General features: G+C 62.8%; 19 protein-coding genes. 2 read left to right on the top strand and 17 right to left on the bottom strand.

All coding sequences use genetic code 11. The annotated features are described in order from the left end of the window. Positions 1–46: 46 nt before the first annotated feature. The 17 genes from ABB26_RS11750 to ABB26_RS11670 form a co-directional block, all read right to left on the bottom strand. Positions 47–667, bottom strand: a complete 621-nt coding sequence (locus ABB26_RS11750) for a hypothetical protein (RefSeq protein WP_245626207.1) — start codon at positions 665–667, stop codon at positions 47–49. Then, positions 657–1,334 (bottom strand): TadE/TadG family type IV pilus assembly protein, encoded by a 678-nt coding sequence (locus tag ABB26_RS11745; protein ID WP_057634319.1) that lies wholly within the window; start codon positions 1,332–1,334, stop codon positions 657–659. The genes ABB26_RS11750 and ABB26_RS11745 overlap by 11 nt, the downstream gene beginning before the upstream one ends. Next, a complete protein-coding gene (locus ABB26_RS11740) occupies positions 1,331–1,720 on the bottom strand; it encodes a DUF192 domain-containing protein (RefSeq protein WP_057634317.1) in 390 nt (129 codons plus the stop codon). The genes ABB26_RS11745 and ABB26_RS11740 overlap by 4 nt, the downstream gene beginning before the upstream one ends. After that, entirely contained in the window at positions 1,717–2,607 is an 891-nt protein-coding gene (locus ABB26_RS11735) for a type II secretion system F family protein (protein ID WP_057634316.1), read from the bottom strand. Before ABB26_RS11735 ends, ABB26_RS11740 begins: the two co-directional genes overlap by 4 nt. After that, positions 2,604–3,455, bottom strand: a complete 852-nt coding sequence (locus tag ABB26_RS11730; protein ID WP_057634314.1) for a type II secretion system F family protein — start codon at positions 3,453–3,455, stop codon at positions 2,604–2,606. The genes ABB26_RS11735 and ABB26_RS11730 overlap by 4 nt, the downstream gene beginning before the upstream one ends. Then, positions 3,452–5,149 (bottom strand): TadA family conjugal transfer-associated ATPase, encoded by a 1,698-nt coding sequence (locus ABB26_RS11725; protein ID WP_211261964.1) that lies wholly within the window; start codon positions 5,147–5,149, stop codon positions 3,452–3,454. Before ABB26_RS11725 ends, ABB26_RS11730 begins: the two co-directional genes overlap by 4 nt. A gap of 8 nt (positions 5,150–5,157) precedes the next feature. Next, entirely contained in the window at positions 5,158–6,678 is a 1,521-nt protein-coding gene (locus ABB26_RS11720) for a type II and III secretion system protein family protein (protein WP_057634313.1), read from the bottom strand. Positions 6,679–6,681: 3 nt separating this feature from the next. Next, positions 6,682–7,470: a Flp pilus assembly protein CpaB gene (cpaB, locus tag ABB26_RS11715; RefSeq protein WP_057634311.1), complete on the bottom strand. Its 789-nt coding sequence runs from the start codon at positions 7,468–7,470 to the stop codon at positions 6,682–6,684. After that, positions 7,467–7,652 carry a hypothetical protein gene (locus tag ABB26_RS11710; RefSeq protein WP_057634309.1) on the bottom strand — a complete coding sequence of 62 codons (186 nt, stop codon included), beginning with the start codon at positions 7,650–7,652 and terminating at the stop codon, positions 7,467–7,469. Before ABB26_RS11710 ends, cpaB begins: the two co-directional genes overlap by 4 nt. A gap of 7 nt (positions 7,653–7,659) precedes the next feature. Then, on the bottom strand, positions 7,660–8,325 hold the full coding sequence (locus tag ABB26_RS11705) for a hypothetical protein (protein ID WP_057634305.1): 666 nt from the start codon (positions 8,323–8,325) through the stop codon (positions 7,660–7,662). Next, a complete protein-coding gene (locus tag ABB26_RS11700; protein ID WP_057634302.1) occupies positions 8,309–9,106 on the bottom strand; it encodes a hypothetical protein in 798 nt (265 codons plus the stop codon). The genes ABB26_RS11705 and ABB26_RS11700 overlap by 17 nt, the downstream gene beginning before the upstream one ends. After that, positions 9,103–9,873, bottom strand: a complete 771-nt coding sequence (locus ABB26_RS11695; RefSeq protein ID WP_161809047.1) for a hypothetical protein — start codon at positions 9,871–9,873, stop codon at positions 9,103–9,105. Before ABB26_RS11695 ends, ABB26_RS11700 begins: the two co-directional genes overlap by 4 nt. 17 nt (positions 9,874–9,890) lie before the next feature. Further along, positions 9,891–11,399 carry a pilus assembly protein TadG-related protein gene (locus ABB26_RS11690; RefSeq protein ID WP_245626206.1) on the bottom strand — a complete coding sequence of 503 codons (1,509 nt, stop codon included), beginning with the start codon at positions 11,397–11,399 and terminating at the stop codon, positions 9,891–9,893. Between the two features lie 173 nt (positions 11,400–11,572). Then, positions 11,573–11,842 (bottom strand): hypothetical protein, encoded by a 270-nt coding sequence (locus ABB26_RS11685; RefSeq protein ID WP_057634298.1) that lies wholly within the window; start codon positions 11,840–11,842, stop codon positions 11,573–11,575. A 190-nt stretch (positions 11,843–12,032) separates the two neighbouring features. Further along, positions 12,033–13,061: an OmpA family protein gene (locus ABB26_RS11680; RefSeq protein ID WP_083490801.1), complete on the bottom strand. Its 1,029-nt coding sequence runs from the start codon at positions 13,059–13,061 to the stop codon at positions 12,033–12,035. A gap of 443 nt (positions 13,062–13,504) precedes the next feature. Continuing rightward, positions 13,505–14,299, bottom strand: coding sequence for an ABC transporter permease (locus tag ABB26_RS11675; protein ID WP_057634296.1), 795 nt, complete (start codon positions 14,297–14,299; stop codon positions 13,505–13,507). Then, on the bottom strand, positions 14,296–15,249 hold the full coding sequence (locus tag ABB26_RS11670; protein WP_057634294.1) for an ABC transporter ATP-binding protein: 954 nt from the start codon (positions 15,247–15,249) through the stop codon (positions 14,296–14,298). Before ABB26_RS11670 ends, ABB26_RS11675 begins: the two co-directional genes overlap by 4 nt. A 100-nt stretch (positions 15,250–15,349) precedes the next feature. Here ABB26_RS11670 and ABB26_RS11665 point away from each other — a divergent pair, with 100 nt between their 5' ends. Continuing rightward, positions 15,350–16,099 carry a ferredoxin--NADP reductase gene (locus tag ABB26_RS11665; RefSeq protein ID WP_083490800.1) on the top strand — a complete coding sequence of 250 codons (750 nt, stop codon included), beginning with the start codon at positions 15,350–15,352 and terminating at the stop codon, positions 16,097–16,099. Between the two features lie 325 nt (positions 16,100–16,424). Further along, positions 16,425–17,474, top strand: coding sequence for a fimbrial protein (locus tag ABB26_RS11660; RefSeq protein WP_161809046.1), 1,050 nt, complete (start codon positions 16,425–16,427; stop codon positions 17,472–17,474). Positions 17,475–17,633 lie beyond the last annotated feature (159 nt).

Raw genomic sequence — 17,633 nt, 5'->3', positions numbered from 1 at the left:
GCGTCCTCATCATAGTGAGTAAGCCCACTCATTGGCAGCACGGCACTCAGTCCTTCATGCCCTTGGGCGTGTTCAGTTGTGTGGGCATTGCAAACAGCGTGGCGTCGACGGGTTCGTAGCGGACTTGGCGTGCGCGGAAACTGCGGGTGTCCTGGCGATTGCCGACAGTGCCGCGGTAAGCCAGCAGCAAGCCGGTTTCAGTGTCGATCCACAAGGTGCCACGCGTGGTGCCATCCGGGCCGTTGCGGGCGTCCTGGTAACGCAGTGCCTTGGCCAGACGGCCTGCAATGAACTCACCGGGCGCAGCCGAGCAACGTCCCTGCACACTGTCGCAGGGGCGACGGACGTCATACCAGTAGGGCCCGCTGGCATCGGTGACCGGGATCATGTAGTTGCCACGCGGACTGATCCACCAGGCACGTGGTTCGCCGCCGCGTTTCAACAGGTAGACATCCGAGCCGCTGCCATCGAAATGGAAGTCCACGCGCAGGTTGTCGCTGCTGGTGTGCAGGGTGATGTTGATCGGCTTGTCGGTGCCGCGCGGGGCGAGGTTGCCATAGCCTTCGATGGTGGCTTCAATCCGCGCCTGGATATCCTGTGGCTGCGCCTGCGCCGCTCCTGCGGCAAGGAGCACGGCAACAAGGAATGACCAGGATTCAGCGCGCAAGCCGGTTGCTGTCATAGATGGGTGTCTGCATGCGGACGACTGCATAGGATTCGATGGGAAGGCGGCGATGGCCGCTCACTGGCTCCTCGATCAGCATCGATGCGGGACGGTAGCTCTCGCCCTCGGTGAGCAGTGAGGAGAAGCCGGCAATCACCCGGTCGGCGAAGGGGACGATCAGGGGAAGCTTGTAGGTGACTTTGATCTTCAGCAGGTTGGCGTCCTGGACACTCACGCCACTGGAGCCGACGCGGTTGTCACGGAAGGCGAGGCTGTCGTTGGGAAGGGCGTAGCGGCCGTCGTACTGTCGCTCGCGATGCTCGTTGAAGGCGGCGCGTGTCGGCGCGATGACATCGATGCTGGCGAACAGCCGTGTTTCAAGCTCGGCCTTGGCGCGGGCGCGCGCCACGCCGGCGACATCCGGGGAGGTTGCCAGCAATGGGGTCAGGCCGAAGGCAAGCGAGCTCTGCATCTTCGAGCGGTCCACGCCACTTATCGAACCGGCACGGGCTGCCTGGAAGGCGGCATAGTCCAGGGTCGTTTTCGCACGGTAGATCAGCACCAGTTGAAACGTGACCAGGATCAGAAAGAGAAAGGCCGGCACCACGATGCAGAACTCGACCAGGGACTGTCCCGATTGCGCGCGTCGGGACGCGTGGCTTTGCCTCATGGAAAACCTCCGGATGCTGGCTGGACGTGAAGGGGCGTGGGGGCGGCTTGCCACCGCAGACGCTCCCCGATCTGTGGTGCCATCGCGGTGAGCGCACCGGCCGGCAATTCCAGGGTGCTGCGGGCGCCCCGCAGAGAAGCGGCACGCCACGGGGCGAGGTTTTCGCGCCAGCCAAGCACCTGGTTGTCGGGAGAAAGAAACAACAGATCGAGCGGGTATCGCATGCCCAGGGTGTGGACGCTGGCGCACGGTTCGATCAGCAGGCCGTGGCCCTGGCCCAGCCGTGGCAGGAGCAACAACCCGAACAGGCGTTGATGCCAGTACCGGGCATGAAGCACATGCGGCACCAGGCAGGTTGATCCGCGCAGCAGGGACAGCGTCTTCATAGGATTCCCTGCTGCTTCATCTGCAGGTAGATGAAGTAAGCCAACACCACGAAGATCAGCGGGAAGAAGAACATCACCAGCGGCAGCATCATCTTCACCGGTGCTTCCAGTGCCAGCTTCTCGGCCCGGAGAAAGCGTTCTTCGCGGCGTTGGTTGGCTTGGGCACGCAGCGTATCGCTGAGGTTCGCGCCCACCTTGTCGGCCTGGATCAGCGAGCTGGTGAAGCTGGTGACCTGCGAGATATCCATGCGGTCGGACATGCGCCGCAGGGACTCGGAACGCGGCAGACCTGCACGCATGTCGCGCAGCATGCGCGAGAACTCCTGCGACAACGGCCCGGTCGGGCCGCGCTGCACGGACTGCTCGATCGCACCGGAGATGTTGAGGCCGGCCTCCACGCCCATGGTGATGAAATCCAGGAACACCGGCAGGTCGCGCACGACGTACTTGGTGCGCACCTTGCGCCGCTCACCCAGCCACAGCGAGGGATACATCCAGCCGATGGGAATGCCCAGGCAGATGCAGAAGAACAGTGTCGCCATGCTGGCCTTGCCCAGCATCACCACCAGCAGCACCAGGAACATGGCCACCACGCCGGCAGAAACAATGCGGGTGCCATACAACTCCTCGGGCGTCAGCACGAAATCCTGTCCCGCCGAAGTCAAGGCGCGGTGTGCCCGCTCCAGCTGCGCCGCCTTCAGCCGTGGGCCTACCGCATGCGTGGCGGCAACCACCACCGGCCACAGCAGGCGCAGCATCAGTGGCAAGGGATCCTGGTAGTTGCGGTCGCTCTGCGGCACCTGCTGCAGGATGCCGCGCAGGGCGAGCATCACCAGCACCACCGCGGCCACGGCCATCAATGCAACGAGTGCGATGATCCAGTTCATATGTCGATCGTCATGATTTTGCGGCACATGCGATACCCCAGATACTCCAGCACGAAGATCAGGGCGATGACGCACCAGCCCTGCCACGTGTGGAACATCGGGTTCATTGTTTCCGGGTAGAACAGCACCAGGAAGCCGACCAGGCCGGCCGGCAACATCGCCATCACGATGCCCTGCAGCCGACCCTGCGCGGTGAGCGCCTTGACCTTGCCTTCCATCATCAATTTTCGGCGCAGGGTCTCGGCCAGTGTGGCCAGCGTCTCGGCCAGGTTGCCGCCGACCTCGCGCGAGATGGTCACCGCGGCGACGAACAGCTTGGCGTCATCGATGGGAACGCGTTGGGCAAAGTGCTCCAGTGCCTCCTCGGTGCGCACGCCCATGTGCTGCTCGCGCAGGATCAGCGACAGCTCCTGTGCCAGCGGCGGTTGCCCGTCCTGGGCAAGGGTTTCCAGCGCGGGGTTGAAGCCGACGCCGGCGCGCAGGCTGCTGGCCAGCATCAGCAGGCCATCGGGGAGCTGCTGCTGGATGCGATCCAAGCGTCGCTGCTTCAGCCACAGGTAGATCTTCCGCGGCAGGACCGCCAGCAGGAGCAGCACGATGATGGGCAGCAACAGGTTGCCGGTAACCACCCAGAGCACCAGCGGCAACAGAACCAGCAGAAGGGCGTTGCCGACGAACAGCGAGCGCGCGTCCACGAACAGGAACATGTCGGCCAGGTTCAAACGCGCCTGGTTCATGAAATTTTCGCGATAGCGCTCCATGAAACCGGCGCTGCTGCTGGCCAGATACATGCCGGCCAGCGCGAAGCTGCCGAACGCAAGCAATGCGATCAGCCATATCTCATTCATCCGGGAGCTCCCGTGCGGAAGATGCTCAGGTCGACGTTCACCCCACGCTCGGCCAGCATTTCGTAGAACTCCGGCACCGCGCCGGTGGCACGGAAATCGCCGACCACCTTGCCGTCGCGACCACCATAGGAGCGGGCATTGAACAGGAAGATGTCCTGCAGCTGGATGGTGCCGCTTTCGATGCCGGTGACTTCGGAGATATGGCTGACCTTGCGCGAGCCGCACGGGTACCGCTTCTGATGGACGATCAGATCCACCGCCGAGGCGATCTGCTCGCGTACCACCGTCATCGGCAGTTCCATGCCGGACATCATCACCATCACTTCAAGGCGAGACAGCGTTTCACGCGGGTTGTTGGCGTGCGCGGTGGTCAACGAACCTTCGTGGCCGGTATTCATCGCCTGCAGCATGTCCAATGCTTCGCCGCCACGGCACTCGCCGACGACGATCCGGTCCGGGCGCATGCGCAGGGCGTTCTTCACCAGATCACGGATGGTGATCTGGCCCTTGCCCTCCATGTTCGGTGGGCGGGCTTCCAGTGCCACCAGGTTGGGCTGGACCAGGCGCAGTTCGGCGGCATCCTCGATGGTGACCACGCGGTCGTCATCGGGGATGAAGTTGGACAGGATGTTGAGCAGGGTGGTCTTGCCCGAGCCGGTGCCGCCACTGACCACGATATTGCGGCGTTCCTTGACCGCCATGATCAGGAATTCAAGCATCGGCGGATTCAGTGAGCCGAACGTCAGCAGATCCTTGCCTTCGAGCTTGCGCTTGGAGAACTTTCGAATGCTGATGCTGGGCCCGCGCAAGGCCACCGGTGGGATGATCGCGTTGACACGCGAGCCGTCTTTCAGACGGGCGTCAACCATCGGCGAGCTTTCATCGATCCGCCGGCCAAGTGGTGTGACGATGCGTTCGATGGCCGACAGAACCGCACGGTCGTTGGTGAAGTTGACCGTGGACTGCTCGATGCGGCCGGCGCGCTCGATGAAGATCTGGTCGTGGGCATTGACCATGATTTCAGTCACGCTGTTGTCGTCCAGCAGGTCTTCCAGCGGGCCGAGGCCGATGGCCTCATCCAGCACTTCCTTGGCCAGGCGTCGTCGGTTGATGGTCTTGGGCAGGTCGTTGAATTCCTTCTCCATCACGCCGTCGATCAGCTTGATCGTGGTGGAGCGCAGGATGTCGTCGGACATGCCGCGTACATCGACGCGGCGCAGGTCCATCTGCTTGACCAGCGCGGCGTGCACTCTCGCCCGCCATACCGTTGCCTCCACCGCGAGCTCATCGGGTTTTGCCAACGCTTGCGAAGCGGATTTGGTTTCACTGATGGGTTCGTTCGCCGGAGGGGGCGTCTCGGCCACGGTCGCCGGCACCTCCTGTGATCGGGTTTCCGGCGGATCTTCATCGATCACCTGCAGGCGGTAGTCACCAATCTCCACCTGGTCATTGCTGCTGAGCGGGCCATGCAGCGCCTGCACGTGCTCGCCGTTGACCCGCACCGCCGTGCGTCCACTCAGGGTCTGGATGAAGATGCCGTTGGCTTCACGCTTCAAAGCCGCGTGTTGTTGGGCGATGCTCCAGCCCTGCAGGACGATGAGGTTGCCATCGCCGCGGCCGATGCCGCATTCGCGATGCATGCAGCGGACGCGGCGTTCTTCCCGATTCGAGGTGGTGATCAATACATTGAACATGGCGGTCCTTACTGCATGAACTCTTTGTTGCGACGAGGCATGGCATCCCTGCCACGCTCCTGGATGTTGTTGCCACGTTCAATCGCGTCGAGGTTCTCCTGCGAGTCGGGTGTGATGATGCGCGGGGTCACGAACATCACCAGCTCGGTGCGGTTGCCACGGAAGCCGTCGGAACGGAACAGCTTTCCGAGAATCGGGATATCCCCGAGGAACGGGAATTTTTCAGCACTCTTGGCGGCATTGCTGTCCACCAGCCCCGAGACGACGATGGTTTCGCCGGCGCGCACGTTGATCTCCGAAGAGGTGCGACGGGTCGTGAAGCCAGGGACACCCTGCACCATCACCGACGGATCGATGCGGCTGACTTCCGCCATGAGCTGCGTGGATATCTCCTGGTTCGAGTTGACCAGTGGCTCGATGTCCAGCTTGATGCCGTATTCCTTGAAGTCCACGGTAACCTGGCCGAAGCCCTGCGGGATCGGGATCGGCACTTCACCGCCGACCAGGAATTTTGCCGAACCGCCGCTGCGTGCGCTCAACTGCGGCGATGCAAGCATGAACGCCTTGCCCTTGTTCATCAGCAGGTTGATGCTGGAGCCGATCGTGGTCGCGATGCCGAAATAGGCCTGGGTGCCTTTGAGCGCGGTCGGCAGCGGAGGTTGCAGGCTCTCGAACGGTGAGCCCTCGGGCAGCACACGGAAGTAATCGTTGGTGGTGAAGTCCTTGATCAGGCCTCCCATCGGGCCACGGATCACGTTGTCCCATTTGATGCCGAGCTCTTCCAGTGCGTTGGAATCGAACTCCATGATCTTCACGTCCATCAGCACCATCGGGCGCATGCCAACCGGATCGGAAGAGGTGAAATCCAGCAGCTGCGGGTAGATCTCCTTCAGGCTCTGGATGCGCGCGGCGATACCCGGATGAACGTCCTGGCCGGTGACGACGACACGGTCGGCAACGGTATGCACACCGATGTTGCCGGCGTCGGCGAGCAGCGTACGTACGGTTTCGGCAAGGCTTTCGGTGTCGTTCTCGCCGATGCTGACCGGTACGTCGATCTGGCTGCCGTCCTGCATCCACAGGTGGATCGTGCTGTCGCCGGTTTTGTTGCCGATGACGACCAGCTCGTTGCGGCCGATGTTGGTGACCTGCAGCAACTCGCCGTTGCCGACGGCCACGCGCTTGAGCGCACGCGGCAGGCGATACACCTTCGCTTGGCCGACATACAGCCGAGCGCGCTCGGGTAGCGGTACGGCTTCGCGATTGGATGCCGGGCGGCTGTAGGCGCCATTGGTGGTCGGGGCGGGGAACGCGCGCCCGGGAACCAGCGAGCCGGCCGCCGCATTGGAGGCCGGTGCCGCGCGGGCGTTGCTTGCCGGCGTCACCACCACCGGTGCGCTGGGGGCCGTTGGTGAGGTGCTGGGCGTTGCTCCCGGGACGAAGTCCACCTGTTGTGCGGAGGCGGTGCTGGAGAAGGACATGGCGACGAGTGCGCCGAGCATCGAAAAACGTGAGGTGCGAATACGCATACTTCAGCCCTTGCCTCCAATGATGAAATGAACGCCGCTGCCTTGCGAACCGCTGGACTGGCTGCCTTTCTGCAACAGTTGCTTCTGGGTCAGACCACCGAGGCCGAATGAATCCGAATCCTGGCTTTGACGCAGCATCACCCGCAGGACGCCGGCCTTGCCGGCCACGGTCAGGCGCTCGGCCTCGCGCGGTGCCAGTTCCAGGGTGATGTTTGAATAGCCGGGGTTTTCCGGATCGACCGGTTGTTCGCCCACGCGGTTGCCGGTGGCCAGCACGTTGATGTTTTCCAGCAGTGGCAGCACGCGTGCGCCGCCGTGGTCCTCATCGACGGTCAACAGGATGTCGACATGATCGCCCGGGCTGACCATGCCCGAGATGGAGTTGGTTTCATCCACCGACATCGTGTAGGCCACGTTGCCTGCCTTGATCACCGAGGAAAACTGCTCGTAAAGCGGCACCAGCGCAGCACCCGGCACAGGCGCACCCTGCGGCAGCGGCGCACGCAGCACGCGGCCGACGTACTGGTCGTAGTTGTCCGGCGTGATCGCATCGGCGGGTACCAGATCCACCGGTACCGGGCGCGCGGCCAGATCATCGGAGGTGATCTGCGTCCCCTGCTCAAGACTCTGCTTTGGCACGGCGACGATCACGGTTTCGCCATCGTCCTTGGTGCGTTCGGCCACGGTCTTCTGCACGTAGTTCACCGCCAGCAGTGCAGCCAGGCCACCCAATGCCAGGGCGACGATGATGAAGATGAGGTTGCGGTTCGGCTTGATGTTGATTTTCTTCATACCCATCCAAGCGATAGTGCGTAGACGAAGCTCGAATAGGCATTGCGCAGCGCCTGGACCAGTTCGAGGATGATGTTGGGCTCGGCAACCAGCACGATGATCCCGAGCACGGTAACGATGGTGTATTCGATGAGCGCAGCACCGCGTTGCGTGCGTCTGCTTGCCGTTGGTGGATGTCTCATGGCGTGGCTATCTCGATATCTGGTTGACCACCACGTCGGTGGTCTCGCCATTGCGGTTGAAGGTCAGGGTCAACTGTTCCTTGCCATTGCTGTAATTGGCGATGCAGCTCAGGGCCATCATCGGGCAGGGCTTGTTGTCCTCGTTGCGCCAGCCGCGATCGGGCAGGCGTGACTTGTAGAACGTGTCGGCCTGGAACGGGGACATCTGCGCGTTCATTGCCAGCGTGCGGCCGGGGTTGTCGATGTAGACCGTGTCGGTGATGACGCGGGTGCCCGATGGCTTGAGGAAATCCGCACCGGGCTCGGTCCTCGGCTTTTCCTTCAACACCTCGACGATGCCGATCTGACCTTCGCTGCCGGTCGCGCCACCGCTGATCTCGATGGTGAAGAAATGCTGCTGGGTGCCGTGGGCGACGATCTTCTTGCTGCCCAGGTCGGTGACCGTCACCTGGCCGGGCCAACGCTGTTCGTAGTACCGCACCAGCTGCGCCGGTGTCAGCCTGCTCTGGAAGCGTGCTGCGCGCATCGGCACGCCGTTGTGCACCATGTGCCGCGAAACCCACTCGCCCTGCGTGTCATCGGGAAGCGGCAGCTCCGGCCAGTTGCTGGCAGTTGCGTGTTGGCTGGCTGCGACCAGCAGCACAATGCACAGAGCATCACGGACGTGGCGCATAACGCTCCAGCTTGTCCATCGGCACCACATCCGGCTCGATATGGCCCGGCTTGAGATCGCCCAGCACGCCGAACAGCGGCAGCGACGACACACCTTTCAGCATCTGCGCGCCCTGCTCGAGATTGCTGGTCGGCACCATGTTGCGGATCTGTGCCTTCACCGAGCGCGGGTTGTTGCCGGTGATGCCGGCACCGGCCGCGTTCCACGGATCGGTCAGCAGGGTACTGCTGGTCTGCATGCGCAGGCCGATCGTGTCGAACGGCTCCAGGTACGCGGCGGCACTACCGTCGGCGGTACGCAGGTCGCGGATCCGCATGTCCATGCGGGCGGTGATCAGGCCGCGCTCATTGGGCGGGAACGGCCCCGGTAGTTTCGAGATCAGGCCGCTGAGCTTGCCCATGATGCCGGGCTCGCGATCATTGCGGTAAGCGTTGAGGGTGATGTCGCTACGCTGCAGCAGTGGCTGGTCGGAGAACGTGTTGAGCAACGGGTCATCCAGACGCTCGGCGGTGGTGCTCGGCGCGGTGCTGGTGATCCTGCTGTCGGCCGCGCCGAAGTGGCGGGCGATCAGCTGTGGCCGTACCTGAGCGTTGGATGGCACCGCATAGGAGCGTGCGCTGGTCGCTTCCCAGGCCGCCGAGCGGGTGGCCTGTTGCGACTGCTGGCGGATATGGATGTACTTGCCAAGGATCGGGATCAACAGGAACAGTGGCACCAGGACCAGGCACAGCACCACCATCTCGACCATGCTCTGGCCCCGCTGCAGGCGGCGGAAACTCATTGGCGTTTCTCCGTTGCGGCGGTTGGCGCGGCGAATGCCTGCCCGGCGGAGAGCACCTGCGTGACCACCCGGTAGCCGTTGCCGTTTGCCGGCTCGGCTTCGAGCACGATGCCGTTCGACGAAGGACGGTAGTCGTCGCCCCGGGTCGAACCGAATCCCCAGGCCCTGCCGCCGGACCACACGCAGAAACGGTTGTCGTCAGGCGTCGTCCATTCCTCGCAAGGCTGTCCGGCCACCTGCTTGGCGACCGGTCCACGGAAGCCCTCTGGTGCCTGTTCGTCCTGCGCGGCGATGGCGAAGCGTTGCATCGGTTCCGCGGCGACGGTCTGTTCCTCACGCTGGCCGGTGGCCAGGTCCTGCTCGACGAAGGTATCGGCGGTGCTGCTGGAAAACGTGCCGCTCAGTTCCAGGCGGAACTGGCACAGCGCGTCGGGGGATTCCTGGCCGGCATCCCATGCCCGCGTCTGGGTTGTTTCACTGGTGCCATCGAGCCACATCTCATAGCGGGTGACGCCGACCAGTTCGACCTCCGACGCACTCAGCCGCCGTGTGGGTATGCCACCGGCCTCGCACGCGTCGGCGGCCTGCATGTATGCCGTACGCGCTGCGTTCTCGCCATCTATCAACAACTCGGCGGTCTGCTCCAGATGGATCGGCGGCATGTTCTTGACAACGCCTGGCGTGTTGGCATCACTGGCGTCGCTGTTGCACGCCACCAGCAACATGCCAGCGGAAATTGCCAGCGTCAGGCAGCGGAGACCGCGCAAGGGGGCGTGCTTGCTGGTCATAGGCGGGTGATTCCCAGCAGGGCTTCCACCGAGTTCGGTGTGTCGGTCAGGCGCGCCTGCCAGTACGGGCTGAACAGGTTGCCTACTTCCAGGCGGTTGTCGCCGCGCTTGAACAACGCGTAGTTCGGCGGGCGGTTGAAGTAGACCTGCCCGGAGGCATAGGCCGAGATCTTGCCGCCGGCTGCCTTGTCTTCCAGTGCCATTGGCGAACCCGCCGGTCCACCGATGCCATCGATCGCGGCACTGGTGCGCGCCTTGGCGACGTCGGTTTCCACGTGCACGGTGAAGATCGGGCCGGTGTTGCTGGCCGGATTGGCGCGGCTGCCGGGTTCGGTATACGGGCGCAGTGCCTGGCCCGCCTTCACGTCGTCGTAGTCGCGCAGCCCCTGGTATCCGGTGAAATACGCGCCCTTCTTCTGCCCGTTGTCGAGGCGGACATTCGGGTCGCTGTCGATCATGCTGCTGGCCGCGCGGTTCTCGCGGCGGATATCACCGTAAGGCCGATAGCGACGGTTGTTGTTGAATTCCGATACCCAGCCGCTGCCGTTGCCAAAGCCGGACATGAAGCGTTGCTGCTGATAGCGCTCGACCGCCTGCGCGCCGCCCCAGCCCAGTGGGATGTTGATGTCATCCAGTGGCCACGGCAGGCTGATTTCCAACCCCATGGCATCGGCGGCGACCCAACGGTTGTAGTCGACCATGTCGGTGCCGCCGGACTGGTTGAACTTGATCAGGAACAGGTTCAGGTCATGGTTGCTGCGGCTCCACGAGAACGGATCGCGCGATTGCATCACCACATTGCGGAAGCGGTCGGCACCCTTGCGATCCTGCGCCGAACCGGCGCTGCCACCACCTGCCCGTGAGCGCGGAATGCGGTAGCTCTGCAGGAAGCTGCTGTTGGCGCTGAGCAGCTGCGAGGTCAGCACGCCGGTACCCACTGCACTGAGCGAGGCGTCGGCGGAGTTTCGTTTGACGATGTCCCTGGCCACGATGATGCCGTCTATGCGTGCGACCGCATCAAGGATGGTTCGTGAAGAAGTGGCCAGCGCACCATTGAGCATGTCCAGCGCGCTCACCGCCGCCTGCGCAACGCCGTGATACGCACGGCGTATGCCTTTGAGTGCCTGGCCGATGGCTTTGAACACCGATGACAAGGCCTGGAAGATCGGCCCGACATACGGGATCTTGGCCAGCACGCTCATCACCTTTTCCAGCACGATGGAGGTGGTGTGGAACTGGTTCATCCATGAGTACAGGCCGATCACCTGTGCGATGGCGACTTCATTGGCCACGCGTGCGCGGTTGGCATACGCGGCGTAGTTGAGGGCGCGTGCCTCCTGCACGGCGACGCTGTAAGCGGCGGCGTCGGCGGCATTGACCAGCTCGACTTTCTTGCTGACGGTCTGCCCGGTATCAAACAGGACGATGACGCCGACGCAGAGCACCAGCAACATGACCAGGCCGAGCACCATCGCCTGGCCGGCCATGCTGCGTCGTTGACTCACGGAGTTCATTTTCTGGGTACAGAAAGCGTGTGCTCTGGCACGAGGACTCATGATCTTCACCGGGCAAAGACCGACCATCGGCGCTCACATCGTGAGCACCTGGGACGAAATTGAACGACGGAAGACATCACGCGCAGCGGGCGCTGCGCGTGACGTGGGAGAACGAGGGAGGCTTACTTGTTGCCGTAAGCGTCCATGCCCTTGTCTTTGTCCGCTTCCTGCTGCGCCTTGTTGGAGACGTTCTTGGCGCGGTTGATCGATGCCGTTGCGCTCTGGCCGGAGAGTTCCTTGGCCATACCGGCAACCTGGCTGCGCGCGGTTCCACCGAAGTAGGTGAAAGCGGCGATGGCGGCAATGGCCACCAGTGCGGTGATGATGATGTACTCGGTCATACCCTGACCGCGTTGCTTCTTGAAACCAAACTTGCGGGGCGTGTGATGCATGGGCTTTCTCCTAGTGATTGGCGTTGCAGTGCGATGAGTCGCACTGCGTTGCCGTCCTGGTACTTCGGAAATTAAGTCAATGCCACCAGTCGCTAATGACGCCCCCTGAACTGATGCGGGCTCGATATAAGCACGGCTTTATTTCATGTTCAAGACGATTCTTATTTAGATAAGTGATAGTGAAGTTAATTCAGATCTTCACAAGCTCAACGCGTCGATTGCGCGCCTTGCCGTCATCGGTGGTGTTTTGTGCAACTGGTTGGGAGTCGCCAAAACCGCTTGATTCAAGCCTTTTTTGATCGATTCCGGCAGCGATTATGAAGTCGCGAACGGCGGCTGCACGATGTTGTGAGAGCTGTAGATTGTGTGACGCACTGCCCGTGTTGTCGGTGTGTCCATTGATTGAAAGACGCAGTGCGGAATTTTCATTCAACAGCGAAATGACCTGCTCGAGTTGTGGTTTCGAGGTCGGCAGGATCGCCGCCTGGTCGGTTTCGAACTGCACCTGGATGGCCACCTTGCCCGCTGCATCGAGTGATTTCTTCAATTCATCGGCAGGCAGCGCCTTGGCGGTGATCGCTACCGGTTTGGTCTCGGCGATCAATACGCCAGCCTGGTTGCCGTTCTTGGCAACGTGCAGCCAGATGTCGCGGTCCGCGCGGTGAATGACATAGACCTCCGCGCTTTCGTTGTAGATATCACCGAGCGCATCGACACGATTGACTGCCGCATCGGAAGCCTGGATGCCCTCCTTGCCTTCGGCCGGAATCCTGCCGCTGAACACGCGCTGCCCGCCGAGGCTTTCAACCAGCGCCTGGATATTGCGGTTCAATTCCAACTGCGAGAAAGGATGATCGCCCTTGGCCTGGACAAGCGCACCGTAGGCCTGGCCCTCGACCCATTCCAGGCGATCGCCTGTCCAGAACGGCACGCGTTCGAATGTGTTGGTTTCTGGACGAAGCGCTTCATAGCCATCGGGTAGGCCGATATACGGAAATCCACCCAGCGTCGCGGTGGAAACGGGCACGGTGCTGATATCGAAGGCATTGCTCGTGGCCTTTGTCTCCTGCGCAACAGCCTGCTCTGCCGATGCCGATGCGTCGGCAACGGGCGAGGTGGCTTCGCTGGGCGCTGGGGTGCGGTTGCATGCCGCACCCAGCAGCAGGGCGATGGTCGAGGCGGCAAGGACGGTGCGCTTGGAAACGGTAAGTGGCTTCATGCGTTGCTCCGGCAATGGAATCGAGCCCGGTCGACGCGTCTGGTCGTCCGGGATTGGAAAGGAAGCGAGTGTGCGGGGGGAGAGCATCAGTACGGTGTCAGCAGCCGAACAACGGCATGCGATCGATCGAGCGGACCTGCACCGTGGCGGCATGTGCCGACCCCAGGATCGCGGTGGGCGCGGGCGTCATTGCGATTGCAGGCAGCATGGCTGCCGTTGTGGGACTGCGTGGTGCTGCGGTCATTCAGTGCCCTGTCGACGTCTGGTCCAAAGAGCCCCCTGTCGGCGCAGCATAACAACAGCATCGTGGCATCAGAAGATGGCACCGCCGAAGGTTCAGGGGGCGCATTGAAAATGTCCTGGCGACGACGTGCCGGGGGATCGACAAAAAAAGGGCGGGGCCATTGCGGCCCCGCCCTCATATCCTGCATGGGTGGCGTGGATCAGCTGCGCAGGCCAACACCACGCTTGAGCAGCCACAGTGCCAATGCGGTGAGCGCAGCCACGAAGCCGAACATCAGTGCATAGGAGATCCACAGCGGCACGTCGCTGCTGCCCAGCAGGCCATAGCGGAAGGCGTTGACCATGTAGAAGATCGGGTTGGCATGCGTCATTGCCTGCGCCCAGCCCGGCAGCAGCGTCACCGAATAGAACACGCCGCCCAGGTAGGTCAGCGGGGTCAGGATGAAGGTCGGCACGATCGCGACGTCGTCGAACTTCTTGGCGTAGACGGCGTTGATGAAGCCGGCCAGCGAGAAGATCGTCGCGCCCAGCAACACCGTGGTCAGCGTCACCAGCGGGTGCGGGATGCGCACCGGGGTGAAGAACATGGCGATGATCAGCACGATCACGCCGACCATCAGGCCGCGCAGCACCGCACCGGCGACATAGCCACCGAGGATCACCCAGTTCGGCATCGGGCTGACCAGCAGTTCTTCGATATGACGGCCGAACTTGGCGCCGAAGAACGAGGAGCTGATGTTGCCGTAGCTGTTCTGGATGACGCTCATCATGACCAGGCCAGGCACGATGAACTGCATGTAGCTGTAGCCGCCCATGTCGCCGATCTTGGAGCCGATCAGGCCGCCGAAGATCAGGAAGTACAGGGTCATGGTGATGGCCGGCGGCACCAGGGTCTGGCCCCAGATGCGCAGGATGCGGCTGACCTCACGGCGGACGATGGTGCCCAGCGCCACCCAGTTGCGGCTGCTGTCGGTCACGGGAACGGGGGTACTCATGCTGCGGTGGTCTCCAGGTTGCCGGTAAGACGCACGAACAGCTCTTCCAGGCGGTTGCTCTTGGTACGCATCGAGCGCACACGGATGCCGGCGTCGCCCAGTGCTGCGAACACGCGGTTCAGATCCATCGCGCGCGGCATGTCCAGGTCCAGCGTGTGTGCATCGGTGGCCAGCAGCGTGGCACCTTCGATATGCGGCAGCTGCGTGGGCAGTTCACCGTCGATGTCGAAGATGAAGCCTTCCACATCCAGCTTGGCCAGCAGGTCGCGCATCGGGCCCTGCTCGACGATGCGGCCGTGGTTGATGATGGCCAGGTTGCGACACAGCTGCTCGGCTTCTTCCAGGTAATGCGTGGTCAGGATGATGGTGGTGCCGGCGGCGTTGATTTCCTGCAGCGTCTTCCACATGTCGCGGCGGATTTCGATGTCCACACCGGCCGTGGGTTCGTCCAGGATCAACAGGCGCGGGCGGGTCATCATCGCGCGGGCGATCATCAGCCGGCGCTTCATGCCGCCGGACAGCGTGCGGCTCATCATCTGCGCCTTGTTCCACAGATGCGCGCGCTTGAGTTCCTCTTCGGCGCGCACTTCGGCCTCGGCACGCGCAATGCCGTAGAAGCCGGCGTAGTTGACCAGGATGTCGAAGGGCTTTTCGAACAGGTTGAAGTTGATTTCCTGCGGCACCAGCCCGATCAGGCGCATGGTGGCGCTGCGGTTGCTGACCAGGTCGGTACCAAACACTTCCACCTGGCCTTCACTCAGGTTCACCAGCGAGGAAATGATGCCGATCATGGTCGACTTGCCGGCCCCGTTGGGGCCCAGCAGGGCGAAGAAGTCGCCCGGGGCAACCTCCATCGAGACGCCCTTGAGCGCCTGCACGCCGTTGTCGTAGGTTTTGCGGAGATCGTGGACGCGCAATGCGGGCGCGATCGGGGAGGTTCGGGAGTCCAAGCTCGGGCCTTCGCGCCAGGGTCACGGCGCCGGATAAGTGCAAGGCCGCTATTATAGGTGGCCCCGTGGCCCATGCCCGGCTACACACTGTTCCTCCCCCGTGCCAATCCAATTCCCCCTCAAGCTGGTCGGCCGCCACATGCTGGCGCCCAGTGTCGGCCATTACCAGTTCGTCCGTGACGACGGCCAGCCGCTGGATTTCCAGCCCGGCCAGTTCATCCAGGTGCATTTCCAGTACGCCGACGGCACCGATACCAAGCGCAGTTATTCGCTGGCCACCATCCACGACCACGCCCTCGGGCCGGGCGACGCGGTGGATATCGCGGTCAGTTTCGTCCCCGGTGGCGCCGCCACGGCCTTGTTTGAAGGGCTGGAGCTGGGCGGCCACATCACCGGCAGCGGTCCATTTGGGCGCTTCTGCCTGAACCCGGGTGACCACAACAGCCGTTACCTGCTGATTGCCACCGGCACCGGCGTCACCCCGTACCGCTCGATGCTGCCGCTGCTGCGCAAGGCCATCGAAGAGCGCGGCGTGGAAGTGGTGCTGCTGCAGGGTGCCCGAACCCCCGCCGAGCTGCTGTACAGCGAGGACTTCCGTGCCTTTGCCGAAGCCACCCCGGGCTTCCGCTACATGCCGTGCCTGTCGCGCGAGCTGCCGGACAACCCGCATCCGGACGTGCGCCAAGGCTACGTACAGCAGCATCTGGCCGAGATCGGCCCGGACCCGACCCGCGACATCGCCTACCTGTGCGGCAACCCGGACATGGTCGACGCCTGTTTCGAAGCGCTGAAAGCCGCAGGACTGCCGATTCCGCAGGTCCGCCGTGAGAAGTACGTCAGTAGCAAGTGAAGCCGCCGCAGGCCGTATGTCGACGGCCGCTGATCCCCGTGATTACCGGCGGGGTTGCGCGGCAGCGCCGCCGCCACGGTGCGCTCAGGGGGCGATGAACGCTCGCTCCCTGAGCGCCGCTCGACGATGACGATTTAGGACAAATCCTAGCTCGGTCCGATTCTGTTTCGGACCTCGCCAATACCGGCACAGACGGCGCTCGCCAATACTGGCGCCCGTGAGTTGTGGCCGGTGCTTTCGTAGTCATCTGGCCGCCAGACGACAACGCGATCTCTGACGAGGAAGTGCCGCCAGCGTCGATGACATGCATGAAGGCGAACGCCAAATGACAATCAAGAACTACCTGGCTTCGCGGCTGCTGCTTTTCCTTGGGTTGTGTGGAGCGGGCACGTCGGCCCATGCGCAGGCAATCAAGTGCTCGATCGCCGGCGGCATTCCGCAGCAGGAAACGTTCATACCGAACAGCAACATACCGATCAACCCGAATGTCGCGCTGGGAATGCCGATGGGTGAAGTCAAGGGAAGATTTTCACACGAGCTCAAGGCCTTCACCTGCACCGGCGTGCCCGAGTATTCGCTGGTGCCAATGATCTACGAGATGCACCGCCCGGCGGTCAGTCAGTTCCCCAAGGTCTACGCTACCGGCGTCGCCGGTATCGGCATGCAACTGACGGTGAAATCAAGCGGTGGCAACAGCTATGACATCGTGGCGCCGGACAAGGTAAAGATATCGGTGCCGGCCAACGCGAATACCGGCATCTACGATTTCAGGATCGTGCTGATCAAGACGGGAGACATCGCTGTCGATGGGCCGATCAGCCTTTCGCTGGGCACGTTCGCATCGATCAGGACAGATCCTACAAGCGGCAGCATCAACAACACCACGTGGCTGCAGTTCGTGCTGGGGAAAGCCATCACGGTGGTGCCCAAGGTGACCACCTGCACGGCGAAACTCGCGGAGATGAGCGTGCCGATGCGGCCGGTGATGACGCGAGAATTCACCGGTATCGGCAGCTTCTCGCCTGAAGATGATTTCAGGCTGGGGTTGAACTGCGGTGGTGGCGGGGAAGGCAGCACCGTTGCTGTACATGTGGTGCTCACCGATCAGGTGGATACGAACAACCGGTCCGATGTGCTCTCCATCACGTCGCAATCCAGTGCCAGCGGCGTTGGACTGCAGTTGCTGAAGAACTCGACGGTGCTCAGGTTCGGACCTGACTCGAAGGCGAGCAGCGCCGACAACCACTGGTTGGCGGGCAGCACCGGTGATGGCGAGTTCGATATTCCGCTGACGGTGCGGTACGTGCAGACGGCGCCCCAGGTAAAGCCGGGATCGGTATTCGGACGGGTGACCTTCACCCTCAGCTATCAGTGATGAATGCCGGGCGATGTAGTACCGCCCTGCATTTCACTCTGCGCGTCGTGAAGGTGCGTCACGTGCCAGCTTTGTGCGTTCTCCCATCAGGCCGGTCAGTGCGCCCGCGCCTTTGCCCGCAAATCGGTGTTCGAGCCCTGTGCGAGATCAGGCTACTTT

This window comes from Stenotrophomonas humi (assembly GCF_001431415.1).
Classification (GTDB): domain Bacteria; phylum Pseudomonadota; class Gammaproteobacteria; order Xanthomonadales; family Xanthomonadaceae; genus Stenotrophomonas; species Stenotrophomonas humi.
This window is presented reverse-complemented; position numbering and strand designations above follow the sequence as displayed.

Excerpts from the sequence above, each read along its gene's own strand:
- ABB26_RS11745 (WP_057634319.1), bottom strand. The coding sequence starts at position 1,334 with ATGAGGCAAAGCCACGCGTCCCGACGCGCGCAATCGGGACAGTCCCTG.
- cpaB (WP_057634311.1), bottom strand. The coding sequence starts at position 7,470 with ATGAAGAAAATCAACATCAAGCCGAACCGCAACCTCATCTTCATCATC.
- ABB26_RS11675 (WP_057634296.1), bottom strand. The coding sequence starts at position 14,299 with ATGAGTACCCCCGTTCCCGTGACCGACAGCAGCCGCAACTGGGTGGCG.
- ABB26_RS11680 (WP_083490801.1), bottom strand. The coding sequence starts at position 13,061 with ATGAAGCCACTTACCGTTTCCAAGCGCACCGTCCTTGCCGCCTCGACC.
- ABB26_RS11700 (WP_057634302.1), bottom strand. The coding sequence starts at position 9,106 with ATGAGTTTCCGCCGCCTGCAGCGGGGCCAGAGCATGGTCGAGATGGTG.
- ABB26_RS11660 (WP_161809046.1), top strand. The coding sequence starts at position 16,425 with ATGACAATCAAGAACTACCTGGCTTCGCGGCTGCTGCTTTTCCTTGGG.
- ABB26_RS11725 (WP_211261964.1), bottom strand. The coding sequence starts at position 5,149 with ATGTTCAATGTATTGATCACCACCTCGAATCGGGAAGAACGCCGCGTC.
- ABB26_RS11740 (WP_057634317.1), bottom strand. The coding sequence starts at position 1,720 with ATGAAGACGCTGTCCCTGCTGCGCGGATCAACCTGCCTGGTGCCGCAT.
- ABB26_RS11735 (WP_057634316.1), bottom strand. The coding sequence starts at position 2,607 with ATGAACTGGATCATCGCACTCGTTGCATTGATGGCCGTGGCCGCGGTG.
- ABB26_RS11710 (WP_057634309.1), bottom strand. The coding sequence starts at position 7,652 with ATGAGACATCCACCAACGGCAAGCAGACGCACGCAACGCGGTGCTGCG.
- ABB26_RS11720 (WP_057634313.1), bottom strand. The coding sequence starts at position 6,678 with ATGCGTATTCGCACCTCACGTTTTTCGATGCTCGGCGCACTCGTCGCC.
- ABB26_RS11685 (WP_057634298.1), bottom strand. The coding sequence starts at position 11,842 with ATGCATCACACGCCCCGCAAGTTTGGTTTCAAGAAGCAACGCGGTCAG.
- ABB26_RS11730 (WP_057634314.1), bottom strand. The coding sequence starts at position 3,455 with ATGAATGAGATATGGCTGATCGCATTGCTTGCGTTCGGCAGCTTCGCG.
- ABB26_RS11705 (WP_057634305.1), bottom strand. The coding sequence starts at position 8,325 with ATGCGCCACGTCCGTGATGCTCTGTGCATTGTGCTGCTGGTCGCAGCC.